At 64.3% G+C, this 17,406-nt stretch carries 15 protein-coding genes; 7 read left to right on the top strand and 8 right to left on the bottom strand.

The features are described from left to right. Window positions 1–151: 151 nt before the first annotated feature. From AU381_RS09315 to AU381_RS09295, 5 genes are all read right to left on the bottom strand, one after another. Window positions 152–1,321 (bottom strand): M20 aminoacylase family protein, encoded by a 1,170-nt coding sequence (locus AU381_RS09315; protein WP_064241437.1) that lies wholly within the window; start codon window positions 1,319–1,321, stop codon window positions 152–154. Between the two features lies 1 nt (window position 1,322). Next, window positions 1,323–2,147: an ABC transporter permease gene (locus AU381_RS09310; RefSeq protein ID WP_064241436.1), complete on the bottom strand. Its 825-nt coding sequence runs from the start codon at window positions 2,145–2,147 to the stop codon at window positions 1,323–1,325. Next, a complete protein-coding gene (locus AU381_RS09305; RefSeq protein WP_064241879.1) occupies window positions 2,144–2,869 on the bottom strand; it encodes an ABC transporter permease in 726 nt (241 codons plus the stop codon). The genes AU381_RS09310 and AU381_RS09305 overlap by 4 nt, the downstream gene beginning before the upstream one ends. A gap of 112 nt (window positions 2,870–2,981) precedes the next feature. Next, window positions 2,982–3,761: a transporter substrate-binding domain-containing protein gene (locus AU381_RS09300; RefSeq protein WP_064241435.1), complete on the bottom strand. Its 780-nt coding sequence runs from the start codon at window positions 3,759–3,761 to the stop codon at window positions 2,982–2,984. Window positions 3,762–3,797: 36 nt separating this feature from the next. Then, entirely contained in the window at window positions 3,798–4,571 is a 774-nt protein-coding gene (locus AU381_RS09295; protein ID WP_064241434.1) for an ABC transporter ATP-binding protein, read from the bottom strand. 264 nt (window positions 4,572–4,835) lie between these two features. Here AU381_RS09295 and AU381_RS09290 point away from each other — a divergent pair, with 264 nt between their 5' ends. The 7 genes from AU381_RS09290 to AU381_RS09260 all read left to right on the top strand — a co-directional run bounded on the left by AU381_RS09290 (window position 4,836) and on the right by AU381_RS09260 (window position 13,579). Further along, complete coding sequence (locus tag AU381_RS09290) at window positions 4,836–5,450, top strand: TetR family transcriptional regulator C-terminal domain-containing protein (RefSeq protein ID WP_064241433.1); 615 nt, start codon at window positions 4,836–4,838, stop codon at window positions 5,448–5,450. Between the two features lie 33 nt (window positions 5,451–5,483). Then, on the top strand, window positions 5,484–6,674 hold the full coding sequence (locus AU381_RS09285) for a pyridoxal phosphate-dependent aminotransferase (RefSeq protein WP_064241432.1): 1,191 nt from the start codon (window positions 5,484–5,486) through the stop codon (window positions 6,672–6,674). Next, window positions 6,671–8,284: a 5-guanidino-2-oxopentanoate decarboxylase gene (locus tag AU381_RS09280; RefSeq protein WP_064241431.1), complete on the top strand. Its 1,614-nt coding sequence runs from the start codon at window positions 6,671–6,673 to the stop codon at window positions 8,282–8,284. Before AU381_RS09285 ends, AU381_RS09280 begins: the two co-directional genes overlap by 4 nt. 155 nt (window positions 8,285–8,439) lie before the next feature. Further along, complete coding sequence (locus tag AU381_RS09275; protein WP_064241430.1) at window positions 8,440–8,847, top strand: hypothetical protein; 408 nt, start codon at window positions 8,440–8,442, stop codon at window positions 8,845–8,847. 101 nt (window positions 8,848–8,948) lie between these two features. Further along, on the top strand, window positions 8,949–11,480 hold the full coding sequence (gene secD, locus AU381_RS09270; RefSeq protein WP_064241429.1) for a protein translocase subunit SecD: 2,532 nt from the start codon (window positions 8,949–8,951) through the stop codon (window positions 11,478–11,480). A gap of 501 nt (window positions 11,481–11,981) precedes the next feature. Beyond that, window positions 11,982–12,188 carry a hypothetical protein gene (locus AU381_RS09265; RefSeq protein ID WP_064241428.1) on the top strand — a complete coding sequence of 69 codons (207 nt, stop codon included), beginning with the start codon at window positions 11,982–11,984 and terminating at the stop codon, window positions 12,186–12,188. Window positions 12,189–12,568: 380 nt separating this feature from the next. Next, window positions 12,569–13,579 (top strand): KpsF/GutQ family sugar-phosphate isomerase, encoded by a 1,011-nt coding sequence (locus AU381_RS09260; protein ID WP_064241878.1) that lies wholly within the window; start codon window positions 12,569–12,571, stop codon window positions 13,577–13,579. On the opposite strand, the gene AU381_RS09255 is transcribed toward AU381_RS09260, so the two are convergent. The 3 genes from AU381_RS09255 to AU381_RS09245 all read right to left on the bottom strand — a co-directional run bounded on the left by AU381_RS09255 (window position 13,549) and on the right by AU381_RS09245 (window position 17,404). Beyond that, the gene (locus AU381_RS09255; protein ID WP_064241427.1) at window positions 13,549–14,880 is read right to left on the bottom strand and encodes a capsule biosynthesis protein; all 1,332 of its coding nucleotides are present in this window, start codon (window positions 14,878–14,880) and stop codon (window positions 13,549–13,551) included. The two genes, AU381_RS09260 and AU381_RS09255, sit on opposite strands and share 31 nt — an antisense overlap. A gap of 24 nt (window positions 14,881–14,904) precedes the next feature. Continuing rightward, window positions 14,905–16,500, bottom strand: coding sequence for an LTA synthase family protein (locus tag AU381_RS09250; RefSeq protein WP_064241426.1), 1,596 nt, complete (start codon window positions 16,498–16,500; stop codon window positions 14,905–14,907). A 100-nt stretch (window positions 16,501–16,600) separates the two neighbouring features. Beyond that, window positions 16,601–17,404: an SDR family oxidoreductase gene (locus tag AU381_RS09245; protein WP_064241425.1), complete on the bottom strand. Its 804-nt coding sequence runs from the start codon at window positions 17,402–17,404 to the stop codon at window positions 16,601–16,603. Between the last annotated feature and the right edge of the window lie 2 nt (window positions 17,405–17,406).

Genomic DNA, 17,406 nt, shown 5'->3' with positions numbered 1-17,406 from the left:
CGCAGGTCGTTTATCGATCAGAGCGTTGTCCGCTCAACGTGTGATCGAATCTGATGCAGAATTGCCAAAGGTCAATGACAGGCCGGCCGCCACGTTGTCACACTGCGGCAATGTTTCGCCTGCGGCATTTGGACCGGACAGATCGCCGGCGCTATGACCGCCCCAGATAGGCCTCGGCGAGCTCCGTCCAGAAGGCGGCGCCGATCGGCAGCAAATCATCGTTGAAGTTGTAGCCCGGGTGGTGGAGCGGCTTCTCCTCGCCGGTCACCCGCGATCCCAGGAAGAAGTAGGTGCCGGGCTTCTCCATGAGCATATAGGCGAAATCCTCGCTGCCCATGTAGGGACGCGCGAGATCGACGACCTTGTCCGCCCCGGCGAAGCGGATGGCGAGGTCGCGGACAAAATCCGTCTCCTCCTTGTGGTTGATCGTCGGATCGTAGCTCCGCTGGTAGTCGACGGTCGCCCGCATGCCGAAGCTCGCCGCCTGCGCCTCGGCGATCATCCGTATGCGCCGCTCCAGCTCGTCGCGGACGGCCGGATCGAAGGAGCGGATGCCGACGACGATCTCCGCTCTCTCGGGGATGATATTGCTCGCCGAACCCGCGTGGAAGGCGCCGACGGTGACGACCGTCGGGTCCATCGGATGGATGTTGCGCGCGACGATCGTCTGCAGCGCCATGACGATGCTGGCGCCGCAGACGATCGGGTCGGCGGTCTCCTGCGGCTCGGCGCCGTGGCCGCCGCGGCCGTGAACGGTGATTCGCGCCTCGTCGACGGCGGCCCCGATCGGCCCCTCGCGCAAGGCAAACTGCCCAAAGGGCAGGTTCGGCTCGTTGTGAAGCGCGAAGACAGCGTCGCAGGGGAATTTGTCGAACAGGCCCTCGTCGATCATGATCTTCGCGCCGCCGAAATTCTCCTCGGCCGGCTGGAAGATGAGGTGGACGGTGCCGTCGAAATTCTTCCGCTCGGCAAGCGCGCGGGCCGCGCCCAAGAGCATCGCCGTGTGGCCGTCATGGCCGCAGGCATGCATCAGCCCTGGCGTCCTGCTGGCGTAGTCGAGCCCGGTTTCCTCTTGGATCGGCAAGGCGTCGATATCGGCGCGGATGCCGATCGAGCGGGCGCCGGTGCCGTTCCTGAGCGTGCCGACGACGCCGGTCTTCGCAAGTCCGGTCGTGACCGTGTAGCCCAGCGCTTCGAGGTGGCGTGCGATGAAGGCGGATGTCCGCCGTTCCTCCAGCCCCAATTCCGGATGCGCGTGCAGGTCGCGGCGAATGGCGACGAGTTCGGGCATGGAATTGCTGATCGCAGCGGAGATTTTCATGTCAGGCACCACGGGTGGGAATGCGGTTCTCGAAATAGCGGAAGGCGACGACCAGGATGCCAGTCAAGCACATGTAAATGAGCGCCAGCAAGAGCAGCGGCTCGTAGGTGAGATAGGTTTCCTGCCGGACCTTGGAGATCACCGCATAGACGTCGACCACCGTGATGGTGGCCACGAGCGGCGTCGACTTGAGCTGCAGCACGGTCTCGCCGTTGAGCGTCGGCAGCGCCCGGTGGACGGCGCGGGGCAGCCAGATGCGCCGGAACATCGTCCAGCGACCCATGCCATAGGCGCGAGCGGCTTCCAGTTCTCCCTGCGGCACGCCGGCAAAGGCGCCCCGCATCACTTCCCCCTCGTAAGCGGCGAAGGAGAGCGTCAGTGCCGCCACCCCATACGGCCACGCCTCGCGCAGGTAGGGCCAGAGGAAGGAATGACGGATCCAGGGGAACTGGGGGAAAAGCGAGCCGAGCCCGTAATAGAGCAGCCAGAGCTGCAGGAGCAGCGGCGTTCCGCGGATGACGGTGCAGAACAGGCGGGCCAGGACCTTGAGGAACCAGGGGCCGGTGACCTGGACGAGGCCGAGCGGAACGGCGAGCAGGAAGCCGAGGATTGCGGTGCTGAACAGCATTGCCAGGCTGACGAGGGTTCCGGAGCCGAGCCATGGAAGATAGCGCGGCAGCCAATCCCAGCGCATGAAGACGGCGATTGCGACGACGAGGCCCGCGAGGAGCAGCAGCATGACGATGCGGTGCGGCCGGAGAAAGTTTTCCGGCGTGGGAAGATCTTCGGGGACGAGCGCGAGCGCGTGGGTCGTTTCGTCGGTCATCGCCGCTCCGCGAAGCCGCGCCGGGCGTGCCGTTCGATGATGCCGATGAAGAGGTTCGAGACGAGCGTCAGGACGAGATAGAGCGCGCCCGCCGCGCAGAAGAAGAGGAGATAGGCCTTGGTCGTGCCGGCCGCCTGACGCGTGACGAGCGTCAGTTCGCTGAAGCCGACCACGGCAAGCAGCGCCGTGTCCTTGGTGGCGATCAGCCAGAGATTGGCAAGGCCGGGGATCGCATAGGGCAGCATGGCGGGGAGGGTGATGCGCCTCAGAACCTTGCCTGGCGACATGCCATAGGCGCGCGCCGCCTCGATCTGACCGGCCGGCACCGCCTTGATCGCGCCGCGCAGCACCTCGGTAGAATAGGCGCCCTGCACGACGCCGATGACGAAGATGCCGGCCGCCAGGCCGCTGATATCGACGGTCGCGATCCCCATGGCGCCGAGGAACTGGTTCAGGAAATCGGTCCCGGCATAGTAGAGAAGCAGGATGAGGACGAGCTCGGGGACGGCCCGGACGATGGTCGTGTAGCACTCGAGCAGGTCGCGCAGCACCGGGCCGCCATAGAGCTTGCCGAAGGCGCCGCCGACGCCGAGCAGCAGTCCGAGAGCATAGCCGCCGACGGCGATCTCGATCGAATGCAGGAAGCCTTGCAGCAGGACGCCACCCCATCCCGGCGCTGCAAGCGCGAGCAGGCTCCAGTTTATGAAGGAATCCGCGGCCACGGCCACCTCGTTCTTCAGAGCGGGATGAGGAAAAGTGCGCGGTTTTCCGCCCGCATCCCGCTCCAGCTTCAAGTCCAGGCCGGCGGTCCGAAAACAGCCGGCCAGTTACGGGCTAGCCACCGTAGATGTCGAAGTCGAAATACTTCTTCGAGAAGGCCTCATAGGTGCCGTTGGCGCGGATCGCCTTGATCGCCGCGTTGATCTTCTCCTTGAGCTCCGTTTCGCCCTTGCGCAGCCCGACGCCGACACCCGGTCCAATGACGTCCACATCCTCGGCGACTTCGCCCTTGTAGTCGCAGCATTCCTTGCCCTGGTCGCTCTTCAGGAAGGCCTCGAGCGCGATCGCATCGGCCTGCACGGCGTCGACACGGCCGGCGGCGAGATCCTGGTTCGCCTCGTCCTGCGTCTGGTATTCCTTGACCTCGACGCCGGCCGGGGCGAAATGCTTCGTCGCATAGGCCTGGTGCACGGTCGAGACCTGCACGCCGAGCGTCTTGCCGGCGAGGCCTTCCGGCGTCGGCTTGATGTCCTCGCCCTTGGTCCCGATGATGCCGGTCGGCGTGTTGTAGTATTTGTCGGAGAAGTCGATGGTCTTCAGACGCTCCGCGGTGATCGACATCGAGCCGACGATCATGTCGATCTTCTTGGCTGTCAGTGCCGGGATGATGCCGTCCCAGGCGACGGGGGTGATCACGCAGTCAAGCTTCGCCTCGGCGCACATCGCCTTCATAAATTCGACCTCCCAGCCTTCCCAGTTGCCGTTCGCGTCCGGCGAGGTGAAGGGCGGGTAGGGTTCTGCGGCAATACCGACCTTGACCTGTTCGGCCGAGGCGGCGGCACCGGTGAGCGACAGGGCGGCGGCAAGCGCCAGGAGCTTCAATGTCTTCTTCATGCTGTTCCCTTTTTTGGTTGTTGAGCATTGCGGAATTCAATGAATCGAACTGATGAACTTCTTCAGCCTTTCGGATTTCGGCGCGCCGAAGATCGCCTCCGGCGGCCCCTGTTCCTCGATGATGCCGTTGTGCAGGAAGACGATGTGGGTGGCGACGTCGCGGGCGAACTTCATCTCGTGCGTGACGAGGATCATTGTCCGTTTCTCGCGCGCAAGGTCGCCGATCACGGAGAGAACCTCGCCGACGAGCTCCGGATCGAGCGCCGAGGTCGGCTCGTCGAAGAGCATGACAAGCGGCTGAATGGCGAGCGCCCGGGCGATCGCGGCGCGCTGCTGCTGGCCGCCGGAAAGGAAGGCCGGGTAGGCGTCGCGCTTTTCGTGGAGCCCGACGCGGCGCAGCAGCTTCTCTGCCCTCTCCACCGCTTCCGCCCTGGATTTGCCGAGCACGTGGACCGGAGCCTCGATGACGTTTTCGAGGATGGTCATGTGCTGCCACAGATTGAAGCTCTGGAAGACCATGCCGAGCTGGGTGCGGATGCGCTGGACCTGCTTGCGGTCGGCGGGAACCAGGCCGCCGTTGCCGTCCGGTTTCATGCGGATTTCTTCGCCGTGGACGCAGACCCGCCCGGACGAGGGCAATTCCAGCATGTTGATGCAGCGCAGGAAGGTCGATTTTCCCGAGCCGCTGCCGCCGATGATGGCGATCACGTCGCCCTGCCGGGCAGTCAGCGAGACGCCCTTCAGCACTTCCAATGGCCCGAAACGCTTGTGGAGGTCGGTGATCGCAATTGCCTGGGCCGCGTCCGTCATCGACACGCGGCTCCATTGGCGCGCAGAGCTTCTCGTGAAGGCATGAAAACAGTTCCCCTGCTCGTTCTTTCGTGCAGCATCTTCGGCTTGTCACGCTGTTTCATGGCCGGCATGGTTGCACTTGTGTCGCTATTATTCAAGTGTATAATAACTTCGTCGCTGATTTTTTGGCGGCCCCACCCAAAATCACACCCCGCAGGAGCAGCGCATGAGTCTATCCGATCCGCAGGCGACGATGATCGGGCAGAGCGGGCGGGAGCGGTCGTGAGCCGCCGGAGTTTTCACCGCGCTCCGGAAGGCGAGCGCCGCCAGGAGCTCATCGAGGCGACGCTCGACTGCATATCGGAATTCGGCCTGAAGGGTGCGACGGTCCGGCAGATTGCGGTTCGCGCCGGCGTGACGGCCGGGCTCGTCCGCCATTATTTCGACTCGAAGGATCAGATGGTGGCGGAAGCCTATCGCGCCGTCATCGCGTCGCTCACCGAAAAGGCCAAGAACGTAGAGGGGGATCCGACGACGCGGCTCAAGGATTTCATCGCCATCAACCTGACGGAACCGGTGGCCGACAGCCGCAGCGTCTCGCTCTGGGCCGCCTTCATCAGCCAGGTGCGGGTCGATCCGGTGCTCGCCGAGATTCACCGCGAAGGCTATCTCGCCTTTCGCAATGCCCTGCAGGATCTGTTGAGCGATTTCCTCGCGGCGAAGGGCCGCGCCGCGAGTTCGGAGGAATGCCGCCGCTATGCGATTGCGATAAATGGCCTTGTCGACGGGTTGTGGGTAGAAGGCTGCCTTGCCGGCGATCTTTTCCGCGACGGCGAACTGGTCGGCATTGCCATGGCCTCCGTCGAAGCGCTGCTCGGCCTGCCGATAGAAGCTTAGCCGATAGAACAATAAGAAACGGGAGAAAGCACCATGCGTTATGCGTCGATCACCTCGCGCCTGGCGGACCTTGGCTCCGGCAAATGGTCGCTGCACATTGGGGCACGCCAGCTGAAGGCAAGCGGCGCGGATCTCATCGAGCTCACCATCGGCGAGCCTGACCTGCCGCCCGACCGCGCCCTTCTCGACGAGTGCCAGCGCGCCATGGATGCCGGGCGCTACCGTTATTCGAATGGCCGCGGCGAGCCGGCCCTCGTCGCCGCGCTTGCGGAAAAATATCGTCGCCGCCGCGCCGATGTGACGGCGGAGAACATTCTCTGTTTCCCCGGCACCCAGACGGCGCTTTTCGCGGTGATGCTGGGGCTGGCCGAAGCAGGCGACGGCGTGCTCGTCGGCGATCCGCTCTATGCCACCTACGAGGGCGTCATCCGTTCGACAGGCGCCCATCCCGTTCTCGTGCCGTTGAAGCCGGAACACGGCTTTCACATGCGGGCGGAGGACCTGGAGCGGGCGGTTACGCCCGACTGTCGTGTCCTTCTCTTGAACACGCCGCATAATCCGACCGGTGCCGTGCTGACGGCGGCGGAGATCTCGGCAATCGGCGAGGTTGCGCGCCGCCACGATCTGTGGATCGTCTGCGACGAGGTCTATGAGGAACTGGTTTTTGACGCCGTCTTCGCGTCCCCTTTCGACGATCCGGATCTCGCCGAGCGCACCGTGGTCGTCTCGTCTATTTCGAAGTCGCATGCCGCTCCCGGCTTCCGCAGCGGCTGGGCGATCGGCCCGGCCGAGTTCACGCATCGCCTCCTGGCGGTTTCGGAAACCATGCTTTTCGGCCAGCAGCCATTCATCGCCGACATGACCGCCTACGCACTGACGCATGACATCGATACGGCGCGGCAGATGCGCGAGGCTTACAGGCGACGCGCCGGCCGGATGGCGGTCGCTCTCGCCCGGACGCCGGGCATCTCGGTTCTGCCGCCGGAAGCCGGCATGTTCGCCTTGATCGACGTCTCCGGAACGGGTCTCTCGGGCGAGGCCTTTGCCTGGGCGCTGCTCGAAGAGGAGGGTGTGGCGGTGATGCCGGGTTCGTCCTTTGGCAACGAGGCGCGGAACTTCCTGCGGGTCAGCCTCACCGTACCGGATCAGGATATAGACGAGGCATGCCGCCGGATCGCCGCTCTGGCCGAACGTTGTACGACTCGAAAGGAGCGCCGCGCATGAGCGTCGAAATGAAAACCGTCGGCGAGGTCCTCGTCGATCTGCTCGAGGCAAACGGCGTCGAAGTCGTGTTCGGCATTCCAGGCGTTCATACCGTCGAGCTCTATCGTGGGCTTTCGGCCTCGAAGATCCGCCATGTGACGCCCCGTCATGAGCAGGGCGCCGGCTTCATGGCCGACGGCTATGCGCGCGTCAGCGGCAAGCCGGGTGTGGCGCTGGTCATCACCGGACCTGGCCTCACCAATACGATCACGGCAATGGCGCAGGCGCGGCAGGATTCGATCCCGATGCTGGTCATTTCCGGCGTCAACCGGCGCGACTCGCTGGGGCACGGCCGTGGGCTGCTGCACGAACTGCCCGACCAGCAGGGGATGATGAAGACCCTGGCTCTCTATTCGCACACGCTGATCAATCCGGCCGACCTGCCGCTGGTCGTCGACCGTGCCTTTGCCGTGCTGCTTTCCGGGCGGCCCGGGCCTGTGCATATCGAGATCCCGACCGACGTGATGGTCGAGCGGATCGAGAGCAAGGGCATCAAGCCAGCGGCGGCGACCCGCCCGCGCTCCGACAGCGAAACCTTGCAGAGGGCGGCGATCCTCTGCGCGGAAGCCTCGCGCCCCGTCGTTCTCTGCGGTGGCGGGGCGCTGACGGCAGAGGCGGAGGTACGGGCGCTCGCCGAGCAGATCGGCGCGCCGGTGGTTACGACGGTGAACGCCCGCGGCATGCTGGCCGGCCATCCCTTGCGCGTTCCGGCAAGCCCGAGCCTTAAGGCCGTCCGCGCCTTGCTGCGCGATGCCGATCTCGTGCTGGCGCTCGGCACCGAGATGGGTCAGACCGACTACGACCTCTATGCCGATGGCGGTTTTCCCGTGCTTCGCAACTTGATCCGCACCGACATCGACGCCGCGCAGCTGGCGCGCGGGCCGCAGGCGGCGCTGTCGATCCTTTCCGGGGCAAAGGCCGCGACGGCGGGGATGCTGGGTTTCCTGCCCGGCCACACGCCCGCAAGGGACGGCGCGTCGCGGGCCGATGCGGCGCGCATGGCGGCGCTGAAGGAAATGACACCGAAGATGCGTGCCGAAGTCCGTGTGATCGACTTGATCTACAAGGCCCTTCCGGACTGCACCATCGTCGGCGATTCGACCCAGGCGGTCTATGCCGGCAACCTCTACTGCGATGCGCCGCGGCAGCGCGCCTGGTTCAACTCCGCCACCGGCTATGGGTCGCTCGGCTATGCGCCTCCCGCGGCCGTCGGCGCGGCGGTTGCCGATCCGGAAAAGCCGGTCGTCTGCCTTGTCGGCGACGGGGGCTTCCAGTTTTCGCTGGCCGAGATCGGCTCGGCGGTAGATGCCGCGGCCCGGGTGACCTTCCTCGTCTGGAACAATGACGGCTACCGGGAGATCGAATCCCACATGGTCGAAGCCGGTGTCACGCCGGAAGGCGTGAAGCCTTCCGCGCCGGATTTCCTGTTGACTGCCAAGGCTTATGGCGTCCCGGCTGAGCGGCTGGCGAATATCGAGGACCTGCCGCGTGCTCTGGCGGATGCCGCTTCGCGGTCGGGTCCGTCGCTGATCGAGATCCATCAGGAAAGGACCGCCGGCCTCGCTGCCTGACAACGATCGGGCCGCGCCGCATTTGACTTTTGCGCCCCGGAATGGTGTTAAGGGCGCCTGCTCGAATCCGGCCATGTTCTTCCACTAGGCTGGGGATCGGGCTGAATTTTATCTCGCGGGCGCTAAGGCGCCGAGAGAAAGGAACCGCGTCCTCGATGGACCGCTTGGGTGGTGGCAGCAGGAACATGCAGGCCGGCCGGCTCCTTGCCGTGCTGTGGCTGTTCTGCGCTTCCTTTGCCATGCAGGTCATCGCCGTCGGGCAGAGCGTTTCCGGCCGTGTGGGCGCGCAGACCGGCAGTGTCTCCGCGCCCGATGGCGGATCGCCCGATCGTCCCGCCGCCCGCCAGATTTCCCGTGCCGTCGCCTTGCCGGAATTGCGCATCAGTGGTGAGCGGCCCGAAGGAAAGGTGACGCTCGGCGGCGACCCGTCCGCGGTGCTTGCGGCCGAAGCTGTGACCTTGCCGATCTATGAGGACACTCGGCTCCTCGGTTATCCGCGCACGGAAGGCGCAATCGGCTCCCGCCACGAGAGCGAGCGTATCCGCGGACCGCCCGCGGCCTGAATTGCGATTGAGAATTCGGCGGAGCTTTCACTCCGGCCTCGATGAAACCTAGCCCGATCGGTGCCAAAGAAGGCGCGCTCAGGCGTTTTTGGAATTTCCACATGCGTACATCCAGATGGGCGGTTCTCGCCTATGTCGCGATCATTATCTTCGGATGCCTCGCGGCGGTGCCGAGCGTGCTGACGCCGGCCGTGCGGGAGCGATTCGCTTCCGTGCTTCCCTTCAAGCCGGTCACCCTCGGCCTCGACCTTCGCGGCGGTTCGCACCTCGTGCTCGAGGTCGACGGGGCGGGGCTGCAGAAGGCTCGCCTCAACTCGCTTCTCGACGACACCCGGCGCGTCCTGCGCGGCGAGCGCGTCTCCGCCTCTTCGGCGCGAATCAGCGGCAACAGCGTGACGGTAAACGTCGCCGATCCCGCCGATCGGGAAAAGGTCCTGCCGAAGCTGCAGGAATTGGCCGCGCCCATCGGCACGGTCGGTTTCGGCGCCGCCGCTACTGAAGTCGAGGTGACGACCACCGGCGACGTCATCACGCTGGCGATGACCGAGGCAGGTCTTGCCGACCGCATGACCAAGGCGGTCGAGCAGAGCCTTGAAATCATCCGCAACCGCGTCGACCAGGTCGGCGTCGCCGAGCCGCTGATCCAGCGCATCGGTTCGAACCGCATTCTCGTCCAGCTGCCGGGCCTCCAGGATCCGACGCGTCTGCGCGAACTGCTCGGTTCGACGGCACAGATGAGCTTCCACATGCTCGACCAGAGCGTCGACATCACGCAGCCTGCCCCGCGCGGCGTCGATATCCTGCCGGGCGCCGATGACGGCAACAAATATCCGGTCGAAAGCCGCGTCGCCATTTCCGGCGAACGCCTCGAGGATGCGAAGGTCGGCTTCGACCAGCGCAACAACCAGCCGGTCGTGGATTTCGCCTTCGACTCGCTCGGCGCCCGCCAGTTCGCCGACATCACCCGTGAAAACGTCGGCCGTCCATTTGCCATCGTCCTCGACGGCAAGGTCCTGACGGCTCCGGTCATCAACGAGCCTATCCTCGGCGGCCGTGGCCAGATCAGCGGCAACTTCACGGTCGAGGAGGCCACGGTCCTCTCGGCACTGCTGCGTTCCGGCGCTTTGCCGGCACCGCTCACCATCATCGAAGAGCGCTCGGTCGGGCCGAACCTCGGCAGCGACTCGATCCGTATGGGCCTCTACACCGGTCTTGCCGGTTTCGGCCTCGTCGTGACGCTGATGATCGTTCTCTATGGTGCCTGGGGCATGATCGCCAATGTCGGCTTGGTGCTCCACACCATCCTGACGATCGGTGTTCTCGGCCTGATCGGCTCGACGCTGACCTTGCCAGGCATTGCCGGCATCATCCTCGGCATTGGCATGGCGGTCGACGCCAACATTCTCATCAACGCGCGTATCCGCGAAGAAACGGAAGCGGGCGCCGGTGCGATGAAGGCGCTCGACGTCGGCTTCAACAAGGCCTACGCGACCATTCTCGATTCCAACGTCACCACGCTTGCCGGCACGGTTCTGCTGTTCTGGCTCGGCAGCGGCCCGGTCCGCGGCTTCGCGGTCACCATGATGCTCGGCATCGTCATCTCGATGTTCACTTCGGTCACCGTCGTGCGCCTGCTGATGCGCGAGGTCGTCGTGCGCCGCAAGATGAAGAAGCTGGAGATCCCGTCGCTCTTCGGGCGCGTCCCGCACCTGCCGACCTTCTCCTTCATGAAGCGTCGCTTCCAGGCTATCGGCTTCTCGGCCTTCCTGTCGATCAGCTCCGTCATCCTGTTCTTCACGCCGGGGCTCAACTACGGCATCGACTTCATCGGCGGCATCCAGGTCGAGGCGGTGTCGAAGGAGAAGATCGACCTGCCGACGCTGCGCCACAGCCTCGAAGAGCTCAATCTTGGCGAGGTTGCGCTGCAGGACTTCGGCGGCGGTCAGTCGGTGCTGGTTCGCGTCCAGCGCCAGCCGGGCGGCGAGCAGGAACAGACGGCGGCGCTGAACCGCATCAAGGATGCCGTGACGACCGCCATCCCCGGCGCCAGCATGGAGCGCACCGAAGTCGTTGGCCCGACGGTCAGCGGCGAGCTGGCTCGTTCCGGCTTCCTCGCCGTCGGCCTCGCGATGGTGGCGATCCTGCTCTACATCTGGTTCCGCTTCGAATGGCACTTCGCCGTCGGCGCGATCGCGGTGCTTTTGCTCGACATCACCAAGACCGTCGGCTTCTTTGCGCTGACGGGCATCGACTTCAACCTGACGGCGATCGCCGCATTGCTGACGATGATCGGCTACTCGGTGAACGACAAAGTGGTGGTCTACGACCGCATGCGCGAGAACCTGCGCAAGTACAAGTCGATGCCCTTCTCCGACCTCATCGACATGAGCATCAACCAGGTGATCGCGCGATGCATCTTCACCTCGATGGCGACGGCGCTTTCGCTGGTGCCGATGGCCATCTGGGGCGGCGAGGCGGTTCGCAGCTTCGCCTGGCCGATGATCTTCGGCGTCATCGTCGCGACGACCTCGTCGATCTATATCGGCGGGCCGATCCTCTTGTTCCTCAGCCGCTGGTGGAAGGATCGCGAGGCCGGCCGCTCCAGCGCGCAGCCAGGCACGCCGGCGGTCTGACGTCCGCCGCCTCCATTACCGACAGCAGGGGCAGCCTCACGGGGCTGCCCCTTTTTCGTCCGAAAGTGCTGCCTTTATGCGAATCGTCGCTTGCAGGTCGATTCGGCGCTACCTAGATAGGAGATGCCCCTGCAGGGGACGCAATGGAATTGTCTACGAGGCGACCAGAAACGGGATGAGGAGAATTATTTTCCGCTTTCTCGTTTTTGTAATTGACTAAATTGGTAGATTATTCTAGTTTGCAAACCGTGACGCGGAAGGATTCCGCCTCGCATTGTTCATGAACCGCCGCGGCGCCATGTGCCGCGCTCAGCCGAAGGAGAGTGACATGTCCAGAATTGTCTCGACCGCCGCCTTCTGCGGCTCTCGTTCCCTTTGTCGTGCAACAGTGAAAGGTCTCATTCGCACGCTTTGCCGAATGTGACTGTTCGAACTTACCAAATTCACCTTTTGCCGAGAATTGAATGATCCGCGCCCCAGGCGTGGAGGAGCGTTATTCGCATGAACAAGCAAGTTATCGAATATGGCGGAGAGGCCGTTGGCGTCGTCGTCCCGGACCAGGACCGGTTGAAGTTCCTGGCCGTCAAGTATCACGTCTGGGATCTCGACGCGCAACGTTTCGGCTCCGCCGATGAAGCGCGCGCCGCCATACGGCACCTGCTTGCCGGCCAGGCCGCACCCAAACACCAAGCCGGCGCCGCGGCGTGATTCTTGCGCCGCCGCCGCCCGTAGCCAATGATCCCCAGTTATCGAACGTCGGCTGCAGCTTCCGCGCCGCGGCCGACAAGGTTCGCCAGGACTTCATGGAGCCCGAAGCCTGTGTCAGGGCGCGTTTCCATGACGTCAGGCGAGCGATCCCCCGGTTCTCGCCTCGCTCGACGCTCGCCGGCCGGAGGTCTTTGCCGCCGAACACGCCTGTGGAAAATCGGATCCGCTGGCGTGAGCGCCGCGAAAATTGGCTGGTTTGGCCGAAACACGGTGTTGGAGGCTTGGTTTGCGGGAAAAAAGGGCATATCTGGCTTTTATATTCCAAGCGCGGTCGCTAGAGGCGGCTTGCGATCGTATCGTTTGTGAAACCGGGATTGATGATGGGCTTGCGACACGTAAAGGCCGAGGGGTCTTCCCCGAGCGCCGTTCTGGATTCGATCGGCCGGACGTTGACGACGGCCACCAACGGCATCAAGGCCCTGGCTGAGCACCTGGCGGCGGATCAAGGTTTCGCGCGCAGCCTCGTCGAGGCGGTCGAGCTGGTCGGTGATGGCCATGGCCGCGTCGTCGTTTCGGGCGTCGGCAAGAGCGGCCACATCGGCCGCAAGATCGCCGCGACCTTGGCCTCCACCGGCACCTCGGCCTATTTCGTCCACCCGACGGAGGCAAGCCACGGCGATCTCGGCATGGTCACCTCCGATGACGTGCTGATCCTGCTCTCCTGGTCGGGCGAGACGGCGGAACTCGCCAACATGCTCACCTACGCCAAGCGCTTCAAGGTGCCGATCGTGTCGATCTCCTCCAACCGCGACAGCATCCTGGCGCGCAATTCCGAGATCGCCCTCGTACTTCCAAAAGTGCCGGAGGCCTGTCCGCACGGGCTGGCGCCGACGACCTCGGCCATGCTGCAGCTCGCCGTCGGCGATGCGCTGGCGATCGCGCTTCTGGAGCGGCGCGGATTTTCCGCCGAGGACTTCAAGACCTTCCACCCGGGCGGCAAGCTCGGCGCGCAATTGCGGCTGGTACACGAGCTCGCGCATGTGACCAGCCAGATGCCGCTGCTCGCCGTCGGCCGGCCGATGAGCGAGGCTGTCATCGAGATGTCGGCGAAGGGCTTCGGCGTCGTCGGCATCGTGGACGGCGGCGGCGTGCTCGTCGGCGTGATCACCGACGGCGACCTGCGCCGGCACATGACCGGCGACCTGCTTGGCCAGCCGGTCGAAGAGATCATGTCGCATCATCCGAAGGTGGTGCAGGGAGACGTGCTGGCAAGCGCCGCAATGGAATTCATGCAGGAGCACAAGGTCACCGTGCTGTTCCTCGTCAACGAGGCAGGGATGCCTGAAGGCATCCTGCATATTCACGACCTGTTGCGCGCCGGCGTTGCCTGACGGGAAGCGCTTGCCCTCTTTTGCGGCTTTCGCCGGGGCGGCGGATCGATGAAGGCGCCGGGCTGGTTGACGGTGTTGCCGTGCAGCCGCTCGGCGATGGCGTCAGCCGCGGCATCGGTTCCGGCGACAGAATAAAAGTTGCCGCGAACCTGGATCGATGCCGCCATCAGCCGGAACATTGCCGCACCCAACTCCGGATCCGGCGCCTGCGGCGCCGCCCAGAACGCATCGAGCGGCTGCTGGTCCGTAAGCCCTGCGATGTCGAAAACGGCTCTGCCCAGGATTTTCACGGGCTTGGCTTGTTTCAATGCATGCAGCCCGGCGGTCGAGTTGACCGTCACCATGCCGGCGCTCTTCTCCGCCAGCAGATCCAGATTTCCGCCGTCGAGATAGATGACGCGCTCGTTGATTCCGAGCGCCGTCGATTGCTTTGAAATGATCCTGCGCCAGGGGATCAGGCTGTTATCGAGCGGATGCACCTTGATGGCAAGCCTGCTGGCGGCCGGTGCATGGCGTGCGAAAGAGGCGAGGATATCCGCAATCGCCTCCTTCTGGCTGTTGAAGGGAGAGTGCGCCCGCAATTGGAAGTCGGTTTCGAGTTGCAGCGGGTAGACGAAATAGGGCGTGCCCGCCGACGTGAGTGATCCGATCAGCCGGTTTGCGGCTCTTTGCTGGCGCTTGGCTGCCGCCAGGCGCCTCACCCAGCCGGCATATTCCGCCAGCGGATGAAAGATCGCGTGCCGGCGATAACCAGGAAAGAGGAACCAGAAGAACACGTTCGGCAGGTTGTAGAGAAGGTCATAGGCCGCTTCGGCAAGGAAGGTCTGCGTGTGCCGCCGCCGCCAGTCCGGTTCCGGCAACCCGGCCGCCGCTTGCAGGATCTGCTGCGGGTCGGCAGGGAAATGCGAATTGGACGACATGCCGCCGCGCTCGAGCGTCAGCCAGTCGGGTCTCAGATACCCCATCTCGACGACGAAAACCTCAACTGAGAGTCGGCGCGCGGCAGCGACCGCTAGCCGGTGATAGGGGCGTTCCTCGCCGAGCAGGACGAGGTCGCTGACCGAATGGCGGCGGATGAATTCCTCCACATAAGCGGCCCAATTGGCGATCGAGCCCCGATAGTTGTGCGCGCCGCCACGCCGCCAGAAGATCTGGTCGCCCGCATTGAGGTTGATCCGCAGGCAGGTATGGCCGAAAGCCTCGAGCCGCGCGGCGATCTTGGCGAAGATCGGCGACGAGGGGCCCTGCAGGAACAGGAAAGTCCGTCGTGGTCGCTGCTGGATCGTCGTGCCTGCCGTCATGCTGCAAGTTCCCCACCGCCGCCGCTATTGCAGCGCGTCCTTGTGCAGCTTGGCGTGCTTCAGCAGGGCGCGCAGTAGATTCCACGGGTCCTCGTCCTGCGGAGGTCTGGGCCGGTGATTTGCCGGGCGGGCCTTGGCTAGCGGGACGACGAAATAATCCGTGCGCGGGTCGGGAAACGGATCGGCAAAGGACTTCAGGAGGGGCGCATGATCGCCGTAGAAGACGAGCCATACCGGGCGGTCCAGCCTGTCGAGACCGTCGACCAGCTTCTTCAATGCGGCATCCGATTGCTCGAGGATCGCCAGGTAGATCTCGACCGGATTGGTGAGCGTTCCAGCGCGGCCGGGCTCCCAAGGGCCATGATTGGCCATCGAGGCGACGAACAAGAAGCCGCTGTCTTCGTCGGGAAGCGTCTCTGCCTCCTCTAGAACTCGCGCGGTCAGCACGGCGTCGGAGACATAGAGACCGTCCTGAGAAGCATCATGGTCGAATGCATCGAGCATAGTGAGCTTGTCGAAGCCCAAAACCGGCATGGCCTTGTGGCGCAGGAAGAACGTCCGGTCGTAGGGATGAATGAAATGCGTGCGCCAGCCGGCCCGCTTCAACTTTCCCGGCCAGACGACATCCGCATAGTGGGCGGCGCGAAGATAGGGATAGCTCGCGTCGACGTGGATATCGTCCGGCACCAGGCCGCTCAAGACCGCGAACTCGGTTCGCAGCGTGTAGCCGCCTTCGAAAACGTTGCTCAACCGCCCCCACTGCGCCGCTTGCTGGCGTAGCCCGTCGATCGTCGGCAACTTGATCGTGTCGACCCCGAAGTGCCGCATGTCGATGAAGGATTCCGATTGCCAGACGACGATGAGCGGCGCCTCCTCGTGGCCGATCAGTTCGTGGACCGCGGCTCGAAGGCGTTCCGAGAGTTCGGCGACGATCTTCTCACGCTTGACCCCAAGCCAGACGATGAAGTGGAAGACCACCGAGCCGAAGGTGCCGAAACGCACCGTGCTCATCTTGACGTTGACCTTCTTCCCCACCAGCCGCTGCACGAGCGCCGCCGTCGGGCGATTGACCGGGCCATAGAACAGCGAGATCCAGGGCAGGCTTGCCGCTGCGACCATCACTGCGACCCAGAACGCCCTGTCCCGGGCCGGCAGGATGCTCGGCTCGAAATACATGTACAGGCCCGAGACGCCGAAGACGTAGAGAAAAGCGACGATCCAGAACACGATGTTCAGCGACGTCGCGTAGAAGATCGACTTGTATTTGAACACGTCGGCTACGAGCGCGATGTCCGAGAAGACCAGCGGCTCGCGGATGAACTTGAACTTCGCGCGGGAGATGCCCGTGAAGATGATGAAGAAGCTCATGGTGCCGGCAGCGGCGTAAAGCGGCCTCCACGAGATCGCGAAGAAGCCGGCAAAGACGAGCGCAATGACCGGCAGGCGGGCGAGGGCGTCGATACTGTTTTGGTTGCGGCCATGGGGAGACGCGTTCTTCCGCCGCTCGCGCTTCGGCAGCGCAAAACGGTCGGTGAAGAAGATCACACCGCAGGACAGCAGGTAGCAGCCGAGCGTCAACGCTGCCGGATAGTCGTGCAATTCAAAGGGAAGTAGCGCCAATCCGTTACCTTCGAGCCATTTCCGCGCCTCGCCGGCAGGTCTCCGCCCGACACTTAAATGCTAACTCCTGCAGGCACAAGCGCGGCAGGGAATTCCACAGTCACCGTCCACGACTGCGCGCGATCGCCCGGTCGAACCACCAGTTGATGAGCGGCCGAACGGCCGGCCCGAAGCGCCCAAGCAGAAAAAGAGTGAGGCCGAAATAGGTCTCGAACCTGTTCCGATCGACGCCTTCGATGATCTTCCTGGCAACGGCTTCGGCCGTCCACGGGCGCACAGCCCCCATCACCACACTTGCCTCCCGCGGGCGCTCTGCGATTTCCCGGTCGAATTGCGGCGTCTCCGTATCCGGCGGAAAGCTTACCGAGACGCCGACGCCGTGGCAGCGCGCTTCGCAGCGCAGCGCCTCGGCAAAGCCGCGCAGGGCGAACTTCGACGCGCAATAGGCCGTGTAGCCGTAGATGCCGACAAGTCCGGCACCGGAGGAAATCATCACGATGTGTCCACGCCGCCGCCGGGCCAAGTCCGGGTAGACGGCACGCACCGCATGTACAGTGCCGGAGAAGTTCGTTTCCATCTGGCGGCGGAAGGCGGTGCTCGACGTGACTTCGAACGGCGCCGGTTCGACAATGCCCGCGGAGGTCACGAGAATGTCGCAGGGGCCCAGCGCCTCGATGCAGCGGCCAATCGCCGGGCCGATTTCTGCCTCGTTCGCGACATCGGCCGTTTCGATATGGAGGTCGCCGGCTCGCGCGCCGTGCTTGGCAACGAGCTTCTGCGCCGCCAGGTCCAATAGATCGCGCGAGCGCGCAACGAGCGACAGCCGCGCACCGCGGCCCGCGTAGATCGATGCGAGTGCCAGGCCTATGCCGCTGGAGCCGCCGGTTATGATCACATGGGTCATCC

Origin of the sequence: Sinorhizobium glycinis, from assembly GCF_001651865.1 — a bacterium.
Lineage (GTDB): Bacteria > Pseudomonadota > Alphaproteobacteria > Rhizobiales > Rhizobiaceae > Sinorhizobium > Sinorhizobium glycinis.
The sequence above is the reverse complement of the archived record's forward strand: the minus strand, read 5'-3'. Positions and strand labels throughout refer to the sequence as shown.